Source organism: Zoogloea oleivorans (assembly GCF_008107625.1).
GTDB lineage: Bacteria > Pseudomonadota > Gammaproteobacteria > Burkholderiales > Rhodocyclaceae > Zoogloea > Zoogloea oleivorans.
This window is the reverse complement of the sequence record NZ_SDKK01000002.1, coordinates 63,297-79,967: the sequence shown is the minus strand read 5'-3', so window position 1 is coordinate 79,967 and position 16,671 is coordinate 63,297. Positions and strand designations below refer to the sequence as shown.

At 64.1% G+C, this 16,671-nt stretch carries 14 protein-coding genes; 4 read left to right on the top strand and 10 right to left on the bottom strand.

Features of this window, described 5'->3' with window-relative positions:
- Positions 1–69 precede the first annotated feature (69 nt).
- The 3 genes from ETQ85_RS01985 to gdhA form a co-directional block, all read right to left on the bottom strand.
- Complete coding sequence (locus ETQ85_RS01985; protein ID WP_148577455.1) at positions 70–651, bottom strand: hypothetical protein; 582 nt, start codon at positions 649–651, stop codon at positions 70–72.
- Between the two features lie 3 nt (positions 652–654).
- Entirely contained in the window at positions 655–957 is a 303-nt protein-coding gene (locus ETQ85_RS01980) for a hypothetical protein (protein WP_148577454.1), read from the bottom strand.
- 108 nt (positions 958–1,065) lie between these two features.
- A complete protein-coding gene (gene gdhA, locus ETQ85_RS01975; RefSeq protein ID WP_148577614.1) occupies positions 1,066–2,409 on the bottom strand; it encodes an NADP-specific glutamate dehydrogenase in 1,344 nt (447 codons plus the stop codon).
- Positions 2,410–2,727: 318 nt separating this feature from the next.
- Between gdhA and ETQ85_RS01970 the strand changes: the two genes are divergently transcribed.
- Together ETQ85_RS01970 and ETQ85_RS01965 are read left to right on the top strand one after the other, a co-directional pair.
- Entirely contained in the window at positions 2,728–3,702 is a 975-nt protein-coding gene (locus tag ETQ85_RS01970) for a toll/interleukin-1 receptor domain-containing protein (RefSeq protein ID WP_222862025.1), read from the top strand.
- The gene (locus tag ETQ85_RS01965) at positions 3,699–6,299 is read left to right on the top strand and encodes an ATP-binding protein (protein ID WP_148577452.1); all 2,601 of its coding nucleotides are present in this window, start codon (positions 3,699–3,701) and stop codon (positions 6,297–6,299) included. The genes ETQ85_RS01970 and ETQ85_RS01965 overlap by 4 nt, the downstream gene beginning before the upstream one ends.
- A gap of 18 nt (positions 6,300–6,317) precedes the next feature.
- Here the strand turns inward: ETQ85_RS01965 and ETQ85_RS01960 are convergent, their stop codons facing one another.
- A complete protein-coding gene (locus tag ETQ85_RS01960) occupies positions 6,318–7,031 on the bottom strand; it encodes a site-2 protease family protein (RefSeq protein WP_148577451.1) in 714 nt (237 codons plus the stop codon).
- Positions 7,028–7,930, bottom strand: coding sequence for a DUF2167 domain-containing protein (locus ETQ85_RS26075; protein WP_222862024.1), 903 nt, complete (start codon positions 7,928–7,930; stop codon positions 7,028–7,030). Before ETQ85_RS26075 ends, ETQ85_RS01960 begins: the two co-directional genes overlap by 4 nt.
- A gap of 156 nt (positions 7,931–8,086) precedes the next feature.
- Here ETQ85_RS26075 and ETQ85_RS26070 point away from each other — a divergent pair, with 156 nt between their 5' ends.
- Positions 8,087–8,998 (top strand): hypothetical protein, encoded by a 912-nt coding sequence (locus ETQ85_RS26070; protein WP_187394553.1) that lies wholly within the window; start codon positions 8,087–8,089, stop codon positions 8,996–8,998.
- 166 nt (positions 8,999–9,164) lie between these two features.
- Positions 9,165–9,488, top strand: coding sequence for a hypothetical protein (locus tag ETQ85_RS01945; protein ID WP_148577448.1), 324 nt, complete (start codon positions 9,165–9,167; stop codon positions 9,486–9,488).
- A 24-nt stretch (positions 9,489–9,512) separates the two neighbouring features.
- On the opposite strand, the gene pcaC is transcribed toward ETQ85_RS01945, so the two are convergent.
- From pcaC to ETQ85_RS01920, 5 genes are all read right to left on the bottom strand, one after another.
- Positions 9,513–9,956 (bottom strand): 4-carboxymuconolactone decarboxylase, encoded by a 444-nt coding sequence (gene pcaC / locus ETQ85_RS01940; RefSeq protein WP_148577447.1) that lies wholly within the window; start codon positions 9,954–9,956, stop codon positions 9,513–9,515.
- A gap of 18 nt (positions 9,957–9,974) precedes the next feature.
- Positions 9,975–11,366: a 3-oxoacid CoA-transferase gene (locus ETQ85_RS27395; RefSeq protein WP_148577446.1), complete on the bottom strand. Its 1,392-nt coding sequence runs from the start codon at positions 11,364–11,366 to the stop codon at positions 9,975–9,977.
- A 90-nt stretch (positions 11,367–11,456) separates the two neighbouring features.
- Complete coding sequence (locus ETQ85_RS01930) at positions 11,457–11,960, bottom strand: acetone carboxylase subunit gamma (RefSeq protein ID WP_148577445.1); 504 nt, start codon at positions 11,958–11,960, stop codon at positions 11,457–11,459.
- Positions 11,961–11,999: 39 nt separating this feature from the next.
- Entirely contained in the window at positions 12,000–14,324 is a 2,325-nt protein-coding gene (locus tag ETQ85_RS01925; protein ID WP_148577444.1) for a hydantoinase B/oxoprolinase family protein, read from the bottom strand.
- An 11-nt stretch (positions 14,325–14,335) separates the two neighbouring features.
- Positions 14,336–16,483, bottom strand: a complete 2,148-nt coding sequence (locus ETQ85_RS01920; protein WP_148577443.1) for a hydantoinase/oxoprolinase family protein — start codon at positions 16,481–16,483, stop codon at positions 14,336–14,338.
- Between the last annotated feature and the right edge of the window lie 188 nt (positions 16,484–16,671).

The window sequence follows — 16,671 nt, the reverse complement described above, 5'->3', positions numbered from 1 at the left end:
GGAACAGCAAGGAAAAGCGGCGCTCTCGGGCGCCGCTTTTTCCGTTGTGAGGCTGCTGGAGTAAAGCCTTTAATCGTTCCCGTTTGTCCCGCAGGCCGTCATCCCGGCCTTGACGGCGGCCGCCTGGTCGGCCGCGGCCAGCACCGCGCTGGTTTCCTTCACGGCGTTGAAGCAGTGGGTGAGCTGACGCAGGCGCTCTGCCTTGCCGAAACCGCCGGCCAGCTTCTGGGCGGCGATGCCGGTGGAGAAGTAGTTGGCCGCCATCGCGTTGATGGAGGTGGCCGGCGTGCTGGCGCCGCCGATGCCGCGGCCTTCAAAGCTGCCGAAGACCGACAGTGCGTCCTTGTCGGCAACGCGGGGGGCGGGGGGCGTGGCGTCCTTGTTGGCGTCCTCCCCCTTCACGATCACCAGGTGCTCGCCCTTTTCCCCCTGGCTGCGCACCGCTATTGGCACCAGCGCCAGATCGTCCCGCTTGTAGCCCAGCGAAATGCTCACGCTGGGGTTGGCGCCGGTGCTGGTCGAAATGTCGAAGCCACCGACGGTTTTCGAGCCATACACCAGCGGCGCCATCGGCACCGTGGCGCAGGCCTGCAGGCCCATCAGGCAGACAGGGGCGGCAATCATCCGGAACGGCCTATGTGCGATGGGCATGATCTACTCCTTGCTGTGCATGACGTCGAAATTGACGAAGAGGCAACTGCCTGCGTCGTCCCGGCCAATGCTGACGCCCTTCCAGTCGGTCCAGCCGACGGTGAGGCTGCCGGGCAGGGCGCTCACCCCGACACTCGAAACAGCCACCGCCGCGCTGCGCTGCTCGCCGATCATCACTTTCACAATGCCGAAATGACGCTCGGTGACGACCTCTCCGTTACCGTGGATGACGACGGTCGTGCAGCCGGCCAGGCTTGTCGTGGCAAGCATGACAGCGATGCGCTTGACGTAAGGGCGAAGCTTCATGAATCCACGATAGATGCGGCTGGCAACCCTGTCCACTGTCAAACCTGAGCGTATAAAACAAAAAGCCCCGCACATGGCGGGGCAAGCACATGCATGCCTGGTGGTGATTTAAATGACGCCCTGGGCCAGCATGGCTTCGGCCACCTTCACGAAGCCGGCGATGTTGGCGCCGTCCGCATAACTGACGCGGCCGTCGGCCTGCCGGCCGTGCTTCAGGCAGGCCGCATGGATGCCGGTCATGATTTCCTGCAGGCGGCCGTCCACTTCTTCACGGGTCCACGACAGGCGCATGGCGTTCTGGCTCATCTCGAGGCCGGAGGTGGAAACACCCCCCGCGTTGCTGGCCTTGCCCGGCGCGTACAGCACCCCGCTGTGCTCGAAGCACTTTACCGCGTCGACGGTGCTCGGCATGTTGGCGCCTTCGGCAACGGCCACTACGCCGTTCCTGATCAGCGTGGCGGCATCCTGCGCATCCAGTTCGTTCTGGGTGGCGCAGGGCAGGGCGACGTCCACCGGCACGTGCCATGGCCGCACGCCCGGCTCGAAGCGGGCACCCACCTTCGCGGCATAGTCGGCAACGCGGCCATAAAGGTGGTTCTTCACCTCCATCAGAATCGCCAGTTTCTCGGCCGTAAAGCCTTCCTCGTCGATCACCGTGCCGCTTGAGTCCGAGCAGGTGATGGGTTTGGCGCCCATCTGGATCAGCTTCTCGATGGCGTATTGGGCCACGTTGCCGGAGCCCGACACTGCCACGCGCATGCCTTTCAGGCTGCGGCTGGCATGCTTGAGCATCGCCTCGGCAAAATACACCGTGCCATAGCCAGTCGATTCCGGGCGGATCAGCGAGCCGCCGAAGGTCAGGCCCTTGCCGGTAAACACGCAGGCGGATTCGTTCGACAGCTTCTTCATCATGCCGGCCATGAAGCCCACTTCGCGGCCGCCCACGCCGATATCGCCGGCGGGCACATCGGTGTTCGGGCCCACGTGGCGGTACAGTTCGGTCATGAAGGCCTGGCAGAAGCGCATCACCTCGCCGGGGCTGCGGCCCTTTGGATCAAAGTCGGAACCGCCCTTGCCGCCGCCCATCGGCAGCGTGGTCAGCGCGTTCTTGAAGGTCTGCTCGAAAGCCAGGAATTTCAGGATCGACAGGTTGACCGACGGATGGAAGCGCAGGCCGCCCTTGTAGGGGCCGATGGCCGAATTGTGCTGGATGCGATAGCCCCGATTGACCTGTACCTCGCCCCGGTCATCCACCCACGAGATGCGGAACATGATGGTTCGTTCGGGTTCGATCAGGCGGTCCAGCAGTGAATGTTCGGCGTAGCGCGGATTTGCCGAAATGAAGGGCCACAGGCTGGTCATGACCTCGCCAACGGCTTGCTGGAACTCGGGCTGGCCGGGGTTGCGCTGTGCGACATAAGAAAGGAATTCTTCGAGGGATTGGTACTTCACCGTCAGGGTCTCCGTCATGAATATGTGTGCCCTATTTTAGTGCATAAAGGCACTAATTTGGTGCGTTCCTGGCGAGTGTTCAGGCTGTTGCCCTGTCTGCCCGGACCAGTCCGCACTGGCGCCGGTGCTGGCTTTTTCCTATTGTAAATAGGGTGACGCTTAGGGTTCAGACAAGAAGGGATGGGGATGTCCTACATCGGCAGTCCGTTTGAGCATGACCTGTTCATCAGCTATAGCCATGGGGTCTCCAGCAGGACGGGGCCGCTTCTGCAGCCCTGGTCGGCAGAGTTTGTGCAGGCGCTCGACAATGAAATGCGCATGTCCCCGCGTCTCACGGAAGACTTGGCTGTTTTTCTGGATGCAAGCTACCGCCCTGGCGATGGCATCGATCCGATGGCGGGCCTCACGCCGCAGTTGCAGGAGCAGATAGAGCGATCCGGCATTCTTGTCGTGCTGATGTCTCCGCACTATCTGAAATCCGACTGGTGTGCCCGCGAGCGGAATTGGTGGAGCGAGGCGCAGACGCGGCTGGGCTGGCCGACCGACAAACGCATTGCGGTGGTGCACATCCTGCCGACAACCGAGAAGTGGCCTGCCGCTCTGTGCGACCCCCAGGGTGAGCCCTTGCTTGGCTTTCGCCTGCATGATGAGCCCGGGCCGGGGATCGACCCTCGTCCGGTGGGCTGGTTCGAGGTGCAAGGGGGCGACAAGCCGAAATTCGGGGAGACACTCAGACGCATTGTCGGCAGCCTGTCCATCAAGCTCGACGAATTGAAGTCCCGCGCCGAGTCCCTCCGTCAGGCCCGCTCCGATGCCGACAAGTTGCAGGGGGCTGGCGGGCAGGCCCTGTATCTGCACGGTCGCAAGACCCAGCAGGCGAAATGGGAGCAGGTGGCGCTGGAACTGGCCGCCGGTGGCTACAGCGTGCTGCCTGGCGAGCCCGATCCGGAAGTGGATGATCCGCAGGCCCGGATGGAATTGCGTGCCCGGCGTGTGGAGGTGCTGGCCGACTGCGATGCGCTCCTGCTGCTGGGCGCCGGTGACGGCCGCCTCCTCGACAGCGATCTGCTGACCGTCGGGCGGCACGACCGCCAGTCGGCCCGCGCCCGCAGCAACCGGCCGCTGCCCTGTGGCGTCTTCGATACGGTCGGGGCGTCCATCGCCACCCCCGTGCGCAGGGCGACGGCGCGCAACATCCAGGCCGACTGGCTGGATGCCACCCAGAACCCGCTGGTGCCGCGGATCAGCCAGTGGCTGACCGAAAAGGGTGCCGAGGCGGAGCAGCGCTTATGAACGAGGTGCCCGTCGAACACGCTGCCGGCGTCATTCTGCCGCCGCGCCCCTATCCCGGGCTGCGCCCTTTTCGCACCGCCGAGTGGCCGATTTTCTTCGGACGGGAGCGGATGACCGACGAGGTCATGTCCCGGCTTGTCCGCCAGCGCATGATCTTCCTTCACGGCGACTCGGGGAGCGGCAAAAGTTCGCTGCTGCGTGCCGGCGTACTCGCCCGCCTTGAGCAGGGCGAACTGGGCGAGGGCTGGCACACGGCCGCCTGCCTGCCGCGGGAAGCGCCGCTGTGGAACATGGCGGTGGCGCTGGCCGTTCTGGCTGGCGACGGCGAGGACGAAGCGAGTGTCCTCGACTGGCGGCGTGCCCTCAACAGTGGGGCGGGTGCAGCCGAAGCGGTGGGTGTTTTGCGCGAGGCCCGCGGCGCCGGCCCGGGATGCCTGCTGCTCGACCAGTTCGAGGAGCTTTTCCAGCATGCACGCCTGTATGGCCGCGACGAGGCCGTGCTGCTGACCCAGGCGCTGACCTCCCTGCATGACGCGCCACCCGCCGGCTTGTACATTGCGGTGACAATGCGCTCCGAGTTTCTGGGCGCCTGCGCGCGTTTCAGCGGTTTCGCTGAACTCGTCAATGCCACCCAGTATCTGCTCCCGCGCATGGGCCACGAAGACATGCTGCGGGCGATCCGCGAGCCGGCGCTGCTGTACGACGGGCAGGTCAGCCGCGAACTGGCCGAGCGCCTGATCGCCGACACCGGCGGCAACCAGGACCAGCTACCGCTGATCCAGCACGGCCTGATGCGACTCTACCTGCGCCAGCCGCGTGCTGCAGGCGCGCCCTGGCAGCTTGGCATTGCCGATTATCCGGCCGAGCGCGGCCTCGCCGGCATGCTCTCCGATCACGCCGACGAGGTCGCCAGGCGTGTTACCGCGGCGCTTGGTCCGGGGTATGAGCGACTTGTCGAAGACATGTTCCGGGCGCTTACCGAGGTCAATGCCGACGGACAGGCCATCCGCCGGCCCCAGACCCTGGCGCAACTGGCCCGGGTGATCGGCGTTTCCCCCGAGGTGCTGGACAGGGCCATCGACGCCTTCGGCGCCGAAGGGGTGTCCTTTCTGTCGGTTTCCGAAGGAAAGGACTCGGCCCGTGGCCGGCTGGTGGACATCTGCCACGAGGCCCTGATCCGCAGCTGGAAGGATCTGGGAGATCTGGAGGACGGCTGGCTGATCCGCGAGTTTCGTAACGGCCTGGTGTGGCGGGCGATGCTTGTGCAGGCCGACAGCTTCGAGCGGGACCCGCGCAATGTGCTGTCCCCGGTCACCACTGGTGAGCGGCAGGCCTGGCTGACGCGTCGCAACGAGGCCTGGTCGGAGCGTTACGGCGGGGGCTGGCTGCGGGTGCAGAGTCTGATCAACGCCAGTGTTGCGGAGCGCGAGCGGGGCGAGCGCGAGCAACTGGAAAGGGATCGCCTCGAGGCTGAGCGGGCCGAGCAGGCGCTGTGCGAACGGGCCCGCGTGGAAAGGGAGCAGCTTGAAAGCCAGCGCCGTGAGGCGCGCAGCAGGCTCATGCGCCGGTGGGTCGCTGCGCTTGGCTGCCTGGTCGTGGTGCTGTGCGCAGCGTTGTACGTGGCTTATCAGCAGTTGCAGGAAAGCCAGGTCCAGTTCGCTTCCGCTGCGGCGACCCGCGGGCTGAACGAGTCCCTGCAGAGCCAGCTTGACGCGACCCTGCTGAGAAACCAGGCGCTGGAAGAGGCGTTGAAGATGTCCGCCTCGACCCTGACCGAGGCCGGCTCCAATCTGCAGAGTGCGGTTCAGGGGGGCGACGTGAAGCCCGCCTGGCGCGGCAGGCTGGATGCGGCGGCCAGCGCGCTGGACTCGCAGGCGGACCGCATCAAGGATGTGGTCGATGAGCTTGCCAGGCCCGTCGCGCCGTCCGCTGTCCCGGCCGCGCCGCGCCTGTATGTGCACGTTCCCCGGGACGACAAGGCGGAGGTCAATGTCGGCCAGCTGACATTGTCGCTGGGTGCCCTTGTCGTCGCTTCCCGCAGTGTGAATGTGGTGGGCATTGAGCGCGTTGCTGCCTACCCGTCGAATGCCGAACTGCGCTGTTTCGATTCGCGGGAATGCAGCGACCTGGGGCGTGGCCTCGTTGAGGCGATCAACAAACGCCTGCTGAAACCGGAAGTTCGTCTCGTGGACCTGAGTGATCGCTACGGCGGCAAGGGCCTGCGCGCGAATCACTTTGAGTTGTGGTTCCCGCAGGGCGATATCGTGCGCAAGGCCGCTTCGGGCGTCGGGGCCTACAACGTGGACTTCTTCTACTGCGAAGCGACGCGGGCGCGGTCCGAGCCGCTGGCCAGGGCTGCGCTGGCGCTCAAGTCCGCCGGAGATAGCGGCAACTGGCGGGTGCGCATGCTCACTGAAAGCGTCAACAAACAGTCGGGCTACGGGATCGCCGGCAACGTGATCCGGTTTACCGCGCCAGAAGAACAGCCGGTGGCCGATGCACTGGCCCGCCTGTTGAAGACGCAGGGGGTGAATGTCAGCCTGAAGGCGATTGCGTATCCAACCCCGGGCTTGGTCAGCGTCTTTTTCTGTGAGTGACGGGGCCGGCAGGCTTGCTCAGTGCCGCACCGCACCGAGCATTTCATGCACCTCGTAAGTCATCACCGCCAGGTAGGCCAGTAAGCCCAGGTAGAGCAGGGCGTATTCAAAGCGCTTGCCCGGCGGGGTGTCGTAATAGCCCGGCGCTTCCTCGCCGGCCTGGCCGCGAAACACCTTGATCACATGGGGCGCAGCCAGCAGGGCGACGAGGATCAACATGGGGCTGGGGCGCCACATGAAGATGCCCACCAGCACCGGTGCGCCGAGCATCCAGAACTTGCGTGACACCACCCCGGTCATGCGCCCGCCGTCGAGGGGCGGCACCGGGATGAGGTTGAACAGGTTGAGGAAGAAGCCCGAATAGCTGATCGCCAGCAGCAGATCGCTGCCTTCCGAGCGGGCGAAGAAGTAGCAGGCCAGTGAGGCCACGGTGCCGGCGAGCGGACCGGCCATGGCCACGTAGGCTTCGGTTTCGGCGTTCATCGGCTGTTCCTTCAGCTCGATCCACGCCCCGACAAAGGGGATGAAGGTGGGCATGCCCACGTTGAGGCCGCGCTGTTTGGCCGCTACGTAATGGCCCATCTCGTGGCAGAACAGCAGCCCCACAAAACCTGCGGCATAGCGCCAGCCATAAATCCACGCATACACCACCACTGAAATCAGCATGGTGCCGCCGGTGGTCAGCAGCTTGCCGAACTTGGCACCGCTGAACAGAAGCAGGAGCAGTTTCAAGACGCGTCCTTCTTGCCGAAGAACTTGCGGGCGCCGGCCCCCAGGCCGACGAAGGCCAGCGCGCCGACCTTCCAGAACTTGGCCAGGAAGATGCCCAGCGTTGCCAGCAGGCCGAGCTTCTTGGCCGCAATGCCGCCGATCAGCGCCGCCAGGCCGTATTCGGCGACCTTGTCGGTGGATGAGTTGAAGTCGGCGTAGCGCTTGCCTTCATGGAAGTCGAGAGCGGCCAGCAGTTCGCGTGCGGCGGGCTTTTCCTTGTCGATGCTGGCCAGGCTGGTGACCAGGTTCATCGAGAAGTAGCCCTCGCGGCCGAGCACGTAGGTGTTGTAGTTCACTCCGTCACCACGGTTTTCGGCGCCCTTGGTGCGTACCGATGCCGACCACACCAGCCGGTGCGTGGCCACGTCGTAATTGGGGGCTTCCACCCAGCCGACCACGCTGTATTCCGGCACGCCCATCTGGCGGCGTTCCTCATTGCCGGCCTCGGTGCCCTCGCGCAGGCTGTCGAGCAGCTTGGCGGCGTCCCAGTCCCTGGCGTCCTCGTCCTTCACATAGCCGGCGTCCTCGTATTCCAGCACCAGGAAGCCATCCAGTTCTTCGCCGACGATCAGTCCATAGAAGCCCTTGCCGGTGTGGCTGCCCTGGGCGGCCAGCATGGCGGCGGCTTCGACCCTGGGGATGAAGCCGTAGCTGGCCGGAAGCTTGAGGCTGCCTTCTTCGCCAAGGGCGATGTCACGCGGGCCTTTCTGGATGGCGGCCATGGCTGTCTGGGCGGCGGCTTCGATGCGCGCCCGCGGGTCGGCCGGCGCATCGGCCGCCAGGGTAACGGAGGGGGTGACGGACAGACAGGGCAGGCACAGGACGAGCACGGCCAGGGAGCGGCGAAGGCGGGTAAGCATGGCGGCAAAAAGGGTGTGAGGGGAGGGCTGGTGCGTTGCAGCAACGGCGTCGATGATAGCGCGGAAGTCCCGGCGCCGATCTATCCTGAAAGGGTGACCAAAAAGAAGCGCATTTCCTTTCGACGCAGTGCCCCGGCCAACTGGATTCGCCGGGGCATGCAGCTGCCTTTCATCCTCGCATCCATCGCCTGTTCGCTGGCCTGGGCGGATGGCGGCGAGGCGGCCGCTGCGGCGAAGAAGCCCGCCGGCAGCCGCAAGCTCGGCCTGAACATTCAGGTCCAGGGTGGCGGGTGGGGCAATGCGCGCAAGGAATCCATCGAAACCGTACTCAATGGCGTGGCCGAAGCCTTGCTCTCGCAAATGCCCGGCAAGCTCGCCGCGCCAATCATCGTGACCCACACCGACGGCCCGCCGGTGGCCCTGTATGGGCGTGGCGCGCAGGGCGAATACCGCATCCGCCTGCATGCCCGCGGCGAAAACTGGCACCTCTACGCCTACGAATTTGCCCACGAGTTGTGCCATGTACTGTCGAATTTCGACGAGCACGTGGCCTCCGGCACCGAGCCCACCCGCTACAACCAGTGGTTCGAAGAGACCCTGTGCGAAACCGCCTCCCTATTCACGCTGAAGAGCCTGGCCCAGGCCTGGGAGGTCGCCCCGCCGGCACCCGAGTGGGCCGAGGAGGCGAAGACCCTGCGCCGCTTCTTCGATGTGCTGATCGCCGAAGGCCATCGTCAGCTGCCGCCCCAGGCCCCGCTGGCCAGCTGGCTGCAAGACAACGAACGCGCCCTGCGCGACGATCCCTACCTGCGCCAGAAGAACGAAGTCCTCGCCAACCTGCTGCTGCCCCTCTTCGACAGCAACCCGGAGAACTGGCAGGCCCTGGCCTATCTCAACCTCGACCCGGCCGATGCCCGCAGCTCCCTGCGCAGCTTCCTCAACCACTGGTACCACAACGCCCCGCTGGAACACCGCGCCCTGGTGGTCAGCGTGCTCGACCTGCTGTCCCTTGCCGACGTCGTTCCGCCCGCCCCGGTGGCGGCCGGCCTCAGCGCCTCCGCCAGATAAAGGTCGTCCTATGCAAATCGACCTTTCCCGACTGATTCTGTCGACTACTATGTAGATGTGCATGCAGCTATCTGCAGATGGGCTCCCCGCCCTGGCACCCAGCGATGCGCAGCACCACGTTTCTTGTTCCGTCAAATCAGGGAGGACAAAGCAAACGGAGGGCAAAATGAAAAAGACTTTTATGATGAGGATCGGGCTCGTATTCCTGACCGGAAGCGTCCTCGCGGTGGTGCCGGCAGCTGTTCAGGCCGCCGATCATGACCTCTATGACAGCCTGAAAGAGTTGACCGACAGCTCGCGGATGCAGATGTACGGCAGCAAGGACGTCTACGATTCGATGGAGCCGACCGCCGCTGGCGCGCAAGGCCCGGTGCGGAGCGACATGTACAAGGACGGCAAGGGCTACACTTCGAGCTACGGCGCGTCTCCAGACGCCTGGGACCAGCTCAGAATGCAGCTTGGCCCGATTGGCGGAGAAGGCACCAATTGATGGCTCTCGCTGCTCGGAAAAGCGTCACCCCGCGGGGCGGCGCTTTTTTGCTTGAAGGGTCCCGTGGGTGTCCGTGCCTGCATTTCTGGCGTTGATGGTCAGACTTTCGGAAAGCACGGGCTCTGCAGACCGAAAGGCGTCGGCTGCCAACGGCACACCGCAATATACGGCTGCGTGCAGGAGGATCTCCTGAATTTCCACCGCGGATGCGCCGTTGTTGAGCGCCCCCCGCACATGCCCGCGCAATTCGTGTTGCCGTCCCAAGGCCGTCAGCATGGCGATGGTGATCAGGCTGCGTGTTTTCAGATCAATTCCGCCGCGGCACCAGACGGAACCCCAGGCATTGCGGGTAATGAAGTCCTGCAGCGGTTTTGTGAATTCAGTCGCATTGTCTAAGGCCTGTTCGACGAACTCGTCGCCCATCACCTGTCGGCGCACCGTCAATCCATCGGTGTAGTTATCGGTCATTGATTTTTCCTGCCTTGTTCATGAGCCGGCACACAGTTCGGCTGGCTGCCGCGAAGCGATGCCCGGCGAAACGGAGAAGCCGCAGCCCGTCTTCGCCATGACTTCCGCCATCGAAACCCCGGGGTGCAACTCGACCAGGGTCAGGCCGTGGCCGGCATCCACAGAAAAAACACACAGGTCGGTGATGATCATGTCCACCACCCCCTTGCCGGTCAGCGGCAAGCTGCAACGGGGCAGAATCTTGGGCGCCCCGTCCCTGGCGGTGTGCTCCATCAGGACAATCACCCGCCCCACGCCGGAGACCAGATCCATCGCCCCACCCGGACCCTTGACCATTTTTCCGGGCACCATCCAGTTGGCCAGATCGCCGGCTTCCGACACCTCCAGACCACCGAGGATGGAGAGGTCGATGTGGCCGCCGCGAATCATCGCGAAGGAGTCGGCACTGGAGAAGAAGCTGCTGCCCGGAATGCTGGTGATGGTCTGCTTGCCGGCGTTGATCAGATCGGGATCGATCTGCCCGGCCGGCGGAAAGGGACCGATGCCGAGCAGCCCGTTTTCCGACTGTAGCGTGACGTGCATGCCCTCGGGAATGTAGTTGGCGACCAGCGTCGGAATGCCGATCCCCAGATTGACGTAATAACCGTTGCGCAACTCCTGCGCCGCGCGCCGTGCCATGCGTTCGCGCACAGGATCAGGCCTGGCGGCCGGTGTGGCATCGGCCGTGGTGCGGAACTCGATGCGCTTCTGGTAGCCGGCGCCCTGAATGATCCGGTCCACGTAGATGCCCGGGGTATGGATCTGGTCGGGATCGAGTTCCCCCGGCTCGACCAGCTCCTCGACCTCGGCGACGGTGACGCAGCCGCAGGTGGCGATCATCGGGTTGAAGTTGCGCGCCGTCTTGCGGAAAACCAGGTTGCCGGCACGGTCGCCCTTCCAGGCCTTGACGATGGCGATGTCGGCGCGGATGGCCGGTTCCAGCACGTAATCCTGGCCGTCGAACTGGCGGGTTTCCTTGCCTTCGGCGAGCTGGGTGCCGAACGCCGTCCTGGTGTAGAAGCCCGGGATGCCGGCCCCGCCGGCGCGCAGGCGCTCGGCCAGCGTGCCCTGCGGCACCAGCTCGAGTTCCAGTTCACCGGCCAGCACCTGGCGTTCGAACTCCTTGTTCTCGCCGACATAGGAGGCGACAACCTTCTTCACCTGCCGGGTCTTGAGGAGCGGCCCCATGCCGAAGTCGTCGACACCCGCATTGTTGCCGATGATGGTCAGGCTGCGGGTGCCTGCTTGCAGCAGGCCATCGATCAGATTTTCGGGAATGCCGCACAGGCCGAAGCCGCCGGCGGCGACGGTCATTCCGTCGAAGAGCAGACCGTCCAGTGCGGCTTTGCTCGTTGCATATACCTTGTTCATATCGTGCAGTCCCCAGCTGTTTTCTTTCTGTCGTCGGCGCACGCGCGCGCAGGAGGGAGCCAGTCATGCCGGCTCCCTCCGGTTCGGTGCTCAGTCAACCCGCTCCGGTACCGGCAGGTGCACCCACTCCTTGTAGAAGGCCTCGATATCCGGCTCGAAGTCGTGGATCACCGGGTACCACGGGGTCGGCGCCTCCACATCGTGCAGCGTGCCGCAGGTCGGGCAGTAGTACTCGCGATAAACCTGCCACTGGGTATCCGGCGCCATCAGCTTGGGATAGACCTCGGTCATTGCCTCTTCGGTGTCGCGCACGTAGATCGCGGCGTGCAGCTTCCAGTTCTCCTTGTAGTCGCAGAACTCGTGGCCGCAGTCGCACTTGATGAGCCACTGCTTGGTCTTGGCCGACTGCACGATGTACATGTGCGGTGCCAGCGGCAGCACGATGCGGTCCTTGAAGCTGACCTTGGCCTGCAAGGCCGCGACATACTGCTCGAAGCGGCTGTTGTCCTTGGGCATCGACAGCATGCGGAAAGTGGTTTCCCAGTCCAGCGAGCCTTCGACCAGATGGGCGACCTGTTCATTCGTGTATGACATTTCTTGCTCCTTGATTCGGGGTGTCGTTGGGACGGACGGTCACTCTTCGACCTGGACAACCGTGGTGACGTCGGGCATCAGCGAGAGATCCATGCGGTGCTTGGAGCCGTAGGTGGGCACGCCCAGTTCTTCCTCCAGCAGAACCCAGTCGGCGGGCAGGCTCCAGAAGTCCTTGAACTGTTTTGTGAACTTTTCGGACAGGGCGAAGCTGGTGGCGAACATGTGCTGAACCTGCACTGACGCATGCTTGTTGATGATCCGTTCGCGCTCTTCCTTCATCCACTCGCGGGTCGGCAGGGCACGGGCCAGGCGTTCCTTGCGCATTTCGGTGCGGCGGGCCTGGGTCTTGGCTTCGTCGATGACAAACACGCCCTTGGCATCCTGCGTGAATACCGCGCCATAAACCTTTTGCGCGTATTCCGGGAGCAGGAACTTCTGGTTCAGGTCGTTCTCGATGGCCTTGACCTCGCGGTCGATGGGGTCGCCGAAGCCGGGGCCGCCGCGCAGGTAGTTCAGGTACAGGTCGTGGTTGTCGTAGCAGTCCTCGGTGGTCATGCACTGCTTGTCGCGCTTGACCACGGACGTGGCATCGATGTGGCGTTCGTAGTCCGGACGGGTCGGATCAAGGTCGCCGCCCAGCGGCAGCGAGTCGCCGAGGGCGATGCGCTCCTTGAGGCCGGTCTTGTGGGCTTCGAAGCGGTAGCCGGTGGCCGACGGGTAGCCGCCCATCATTCCCCAGTCGCTGTTCATGAAACCGTTGCCCATGAAGAACATCGTCCAGTCCTGGGCGTTCCAGACCATGCGCAGCGTTTCGAAACCACAGCCGCCGCGATACTTGCCGTAGCCGCCGGAGTTGGCCTTGACGTTGCGGCCAAGGTAGAGCAGCGGTTCGGCCATCTCCCAGATCTCGATGTCGCCCATGTCGCCTTCCGGGTTCCAGATGGCGGCGGCGTGGTTCAGGCCATCCTTGACCGCGCAGGCGCCGGTGCCGCACGACGAAGCCTCGAAGCTGTTCACCGCGTGGATCTCGCCTTCCTGGTTGATGCCGCCGCCCTGCAGCCAGTTGGAGGTGTTGGCGTTGCCGGCATTGACCTCTTCCAGGTAGCCGCGGCTGAAGTAGGACTGGCTGAGGCCGCGCCACAAGGCCGCCCAGCCGGAGACCAGGAAGTGCCACGCGTAGGCATGGCCGGTGCGGCGGTCGTCCGGGTTGCACCAGGTACCCTTGGGCAGGTGGAACTCGGTGGCGTAGTAGGCGCCGTCGTTGATGCGCTGGGTCGGCACCAGGGTCTGGCACATCATCACCCAGATACCCGAGGTGAAGGCCACCTGGTGGGCGTTGAAGGTATGCCAGCCCCAGCGGCTGGCGCCTTCGAAGTCGAGGCGCCACTTGCCGTCCGGCTTGATGGTCATCTCGCAGGGCGAGTGCATGATCGAGTCGAGTTTGGCGAAGGCGTTGGAAACCTGCACGTCCTCGTGCTTGAAGGGCACATCGACGAAGGACACCTTGCGATAGACCCCGGGCAGCGTCATGGCCTTGACGCGGCTCATCAGGCCACGCCGGCCTTCCTCGATCACCTCGTGCGAGAACTTCTCGTAGGCTTCCAGACCATCGGCGCGGATCACGTCCTCGACCAGCTCGCGGATCATGTGGCAGCCGGCGATGCGGGTTTTCTCGTCGAGAATCCAGTACTTCGGCGTGCGCACCGAACGTTGTGATTCATGCAGCCAGTCGCGCAGCGGCTCGTCGTTGATGCCGGTCTTGCGGCAGGTGATCATGTAGCCGTCGCCAAAACGCTGGGTCTGGCCGGTGGACATCGAGCCCGGCGTGACCGCGCCGGTGTCGATGACGTGGGTGACGCCGCCGACCCAGCCGATCAGCTTGCCGTCCCAGAAGATCGGCACGATGGTGGCGATGTCGCAGGGGTGCACGTTGCCAATGGCGCAGTCATTGGTCGTGAACATGTCGCCGGGGTTGATCGTCGGGTTGGCTTCCCAGTTGTTTTCGATCATGTACTTGATCGCTGCGCCCATGGTGCCGACGTGGATGATGATCCCGGTCGAGGTCAGGACGCAGTCGCCGGCGGCGTTGTAGAGGGTGAAGCAGAGTTCGCCTTCTTGTTCGACGATGGGGCTGGCGGCGATCTTCTTGGCGGTTTCGCGGGCATGCACCAGGCCGCCGCGCAGCTTGGAGAACAGTTTTTCGTAGCCGATCGGGTCGCTGTCGCGCAGTTCCAGCTGTTCCAGGCCGTTGTAGTAGCCGGTGGTTTTGGTGCGCTCGATGATGGCATCGCGGTGCTGCTTGAGGGTCATGCCACTGGCCAGCAGCTTGCCGATGCCGATTTCCTTGGTGCTCATCATGTTCATGGTGGGTCTCCTCACTTGACTTCTTTGAGATGGAACAGGCGATGCTTGTCGATCGTGGTTTCGAAGCCGTCAGGCACAACGAAGGTCGTCGCGTCGGATTCGATGATGGCGGGGCCGACGATGTGGTTGCCGGCCTTCAATGACTCCATCTTCCACAGCGCCGCCTCGACCCACTTCTTGTGGCGGTAGAACGGCCGGGTGCCGAGATAGGCTTCCTTGGGCGGCGTCGGGCCGGCATCCGCGTCTTCCGGCAGCACCGGTTTTTGCGTCACGACCATGCCGCGCAGGATGGCGCCGGTGACCGAGAAGCCCAGTTCCGGCGAGCGCGCCGAATTGGCGTAGACGCGGCCATAGGTGTTCTCGAAGGACTCGATGATCTGCTGCCAGTCCGCGGCCGTGGCGGCGCGGGTCACCGGCGAGACGATTTCCAGGTCGTTGAGCTGGCCCATGTACTGCATCTTGTAGCCGGGGATCAGCAGCACGTCTTCCGGCTGGTAGCCATTGATGACGAACTCGTCGATGACCTTGGTCGCCAGTTCTTCCCAGGCTTCCTGCAGGGTCGTGCAGGCGGCGGCTTTCTGCTCGTCGCTGGCAAACTGGGCGACGCCGAGATCGACCGACTTGTCATAGCGGTACTCGAAGTCGGCACAGGCGCAGCCGAAGGCCGAGAAGCCGGCGGCCCAGGCGGGGACGACGACATCCTTGAAGCCGACGCCTTCGGTGTAGCCGTAGGTATGCACCGGGCCGGCACCGCCGTAGGAGAAGCAGGTGAACTCGGCCGGGTTGTAGCCCTTGGCGCTGATGTTGGCGCGCAGGTATTCGGACAGCGTCAGGTCGAGCAGTTCGATGACACCGGCCGCCGCATCTTCGACCGACAGGCCGAGCGGATCGGCGATCTGTGCCTTGATGTGGTCACGGGCGCGCTGCACGTCGAGCTTGATGGCGCCGCCGAGGAAGTTGTTGGGGTTCAGGTAGCCGAGCACGACGTGGCAGTCGGACACCGACACGGTATCCAGCCCGCTTTCCGGCCAGCAGGTGCCGACCCGGTAGCCGGCGGAGTCGGGGCCGAGCTTGATCGATTTGCTGTACGGGTCGAGACGCACGAAGCTGCCGGCACCGGCACCGACCGAGTCCATCGCCACCAGCGGCAGTGAGAGCACCAGGCGGGCCATGTCGGGGTCGGACTTGATGGCGAAGCTGCCCTTGGTGATCAGCGCCACGTCGAACGAGGTGCCGCCGATGTCGGAGCAGGCGATGTTCTCGTCGCCGAGGTATTCACCGAGCAGCTTGGAGCCGATGACGCCGCCGATCGGGCCGGAGACGATGGTGCGGGCCAGTTCCTTGGCTTTCCAGCTGATCGTGCCGCCGTGCGTCGCCATCACGCGCAGGTCGAACTTGGCGCCATGTTTCTTGAAGCGGTCGCTGACCTTCTTCAGCGTCTGGCGCGAGGGCTCGGCGCCGTAGGCTTCGAGGATGGTGGTGTTCATCCGGTGGCTTTCCTTGCGCGACGGGTAGTAATCCACCGAGGCAAAGACCGGGATGTCCACCTTGAGCCGTGTCAGCTCTGCCTTGACCAGGTCGCGGGCCCGCTGTTCGCTGAGTTCATTCTTGTGGGATTGCAGCAGGCAGATGACGATGGCCTGGGAGCCGGCCTCGACCAGCTCCCGGGTGGCCTGGATCACCTCATGCTCGCGCAGCGGGATGACGATCTTGCCCTGCACGTCGGTGCGCTCGGTGACGCCACGGGTGCGCGACACCGGCACCAGCGGTTCGTCGTAGCGGTGGGTATTGAGGTGGATGCGATCTTCGAGGGCGTAGCCCAGGTAGCTCTGCAAGGCACGACCCATCGAATGAATTTGCTCGAAGCCGCGGTTGCAGATCAGGCCGACATCGAGCCCCTTGCGCATCAGGATGCGGTTGAGCATGGCGGTGCCGGAATAAACGCAGGTCACCAGCTCCGGATAGACGTCGTCGACCTCCCTGTCCCAGTGGGCGAGTGCATCGACCGACGAGTTGTAGATGGCGAGGGATTCGTCGCCCGGATTGCTCTGCGCCTTGCCGACCACGAAGCGGCCATCGGCACGCACAAAGAAGGTGTCAGTCATCGTGCCACCGGCATCGATTCCCATCACCTGTACGTTTGACTGCTGGCTTTGCATGTTTGCCTCCTGTCATTGGTGTGTTTGTGGTGAGTGATCCCACACAGACCTGATGGCAAGGGGCGGGCCAGGCTGCAAAAAAGCCCTTTAATGCGCTAAATAATTCTATTAATCATCGGCTTGGAAAAAAGCGGCAGAAAAAAGCAGCTGTCCGGCACGAGGAGAAAAAATGTCCTGGATCACGACGA

Excerpts from the sequence above, each read along its gene's own strand:
- ETQ85_RS01985 (WP_148577455.1), bottom strand. The coding sequence starts at position 651 with ATGCCCATCGCACATAGGCCGTTCCGGATGATTGCCGCCCCTGTCTGC.
- ETQ85_RS01980 (WP_148577454.1), bottom strand. The coding sequence starts at position 957 with ATGAAGCTTCGCCCTTACGTCAAGCGCATCGCTGTCATGCTTGCCACG.
- ETQ85_RS01970 (WP_222862025.1), top strand. The coding sequence starts at position 2,728 with ATGTCCCCGCGTCTCACGGAAGACTTGGCTGTTTTTCTGGATGCAAGC.
- ETQ85_RS01965 (WP_148577452.1), top strand. The coding sequence starts at position 3,699 with ATGAACGAGGTGCCCGTCGAACACGCTGCCGGCGTCATTCTGCCGCCG.
- ETQ85_RS26075 (WP_222862024.1), bottom strand. The coding sequence starts at position 7,930 with ATGCTTACCCGCCTTCGCCGCTCCCTGGCCGTGCTCGTCCTGTGCCTG.
- ETQ85_RS26070 (WP_187394553.1), top strand. The coding sequence starts at position 8,087 with ATGCAGCTGCCTTTCATCCTCGCATCCATCGCCTGTTCGCTGGCCTGG.
- ETQ85_RS01945 (WP_148577448.1), top strand. The coding sequence starts at position 9,165 with ATGAAAAAGACTTTTATGATGAGGATCGGGCTCGTATTCCTGACCGGA.
- pcaC (WP_148577447.1), bottom strand. The coding sequence starts at position 9,956 with ATGACCGATAACTACACCGATGGATTGACGGTGCGCCGACAGGTGATG.
- ETQ85_RS27395 (WP_148577446.1), bottom strand. The coding sequence starts at position 11,366 with ATGAACAAGGTATATGCAACGAGCAAAGCCGCACTGGACGGTCTGCTC.
- ETQ85_RS01930 (WP_148577445.1), bottom strand. The coding sequence starts at position 11,960 with ATGTCATACACGAATGAACAGGTCGCCCATCTGGTCGAAGGCTCGCTG.
- ETQ85_RS01925 (WP_148577444.1), bottom strand. The coding sequence starts at position 14,324 with ATGAACATGATGAGCACCAAGGAAATCGGCATCGGCAAGCTGCTGGCC.
- ETQ85_RS01920 (WP_148577443.1), bottom strand. The coding sequence starts at position 16,483 with ATGCAAAGCCAGCAGTCAAACGTACAGGTGATGGGAATCGATGCCGGT.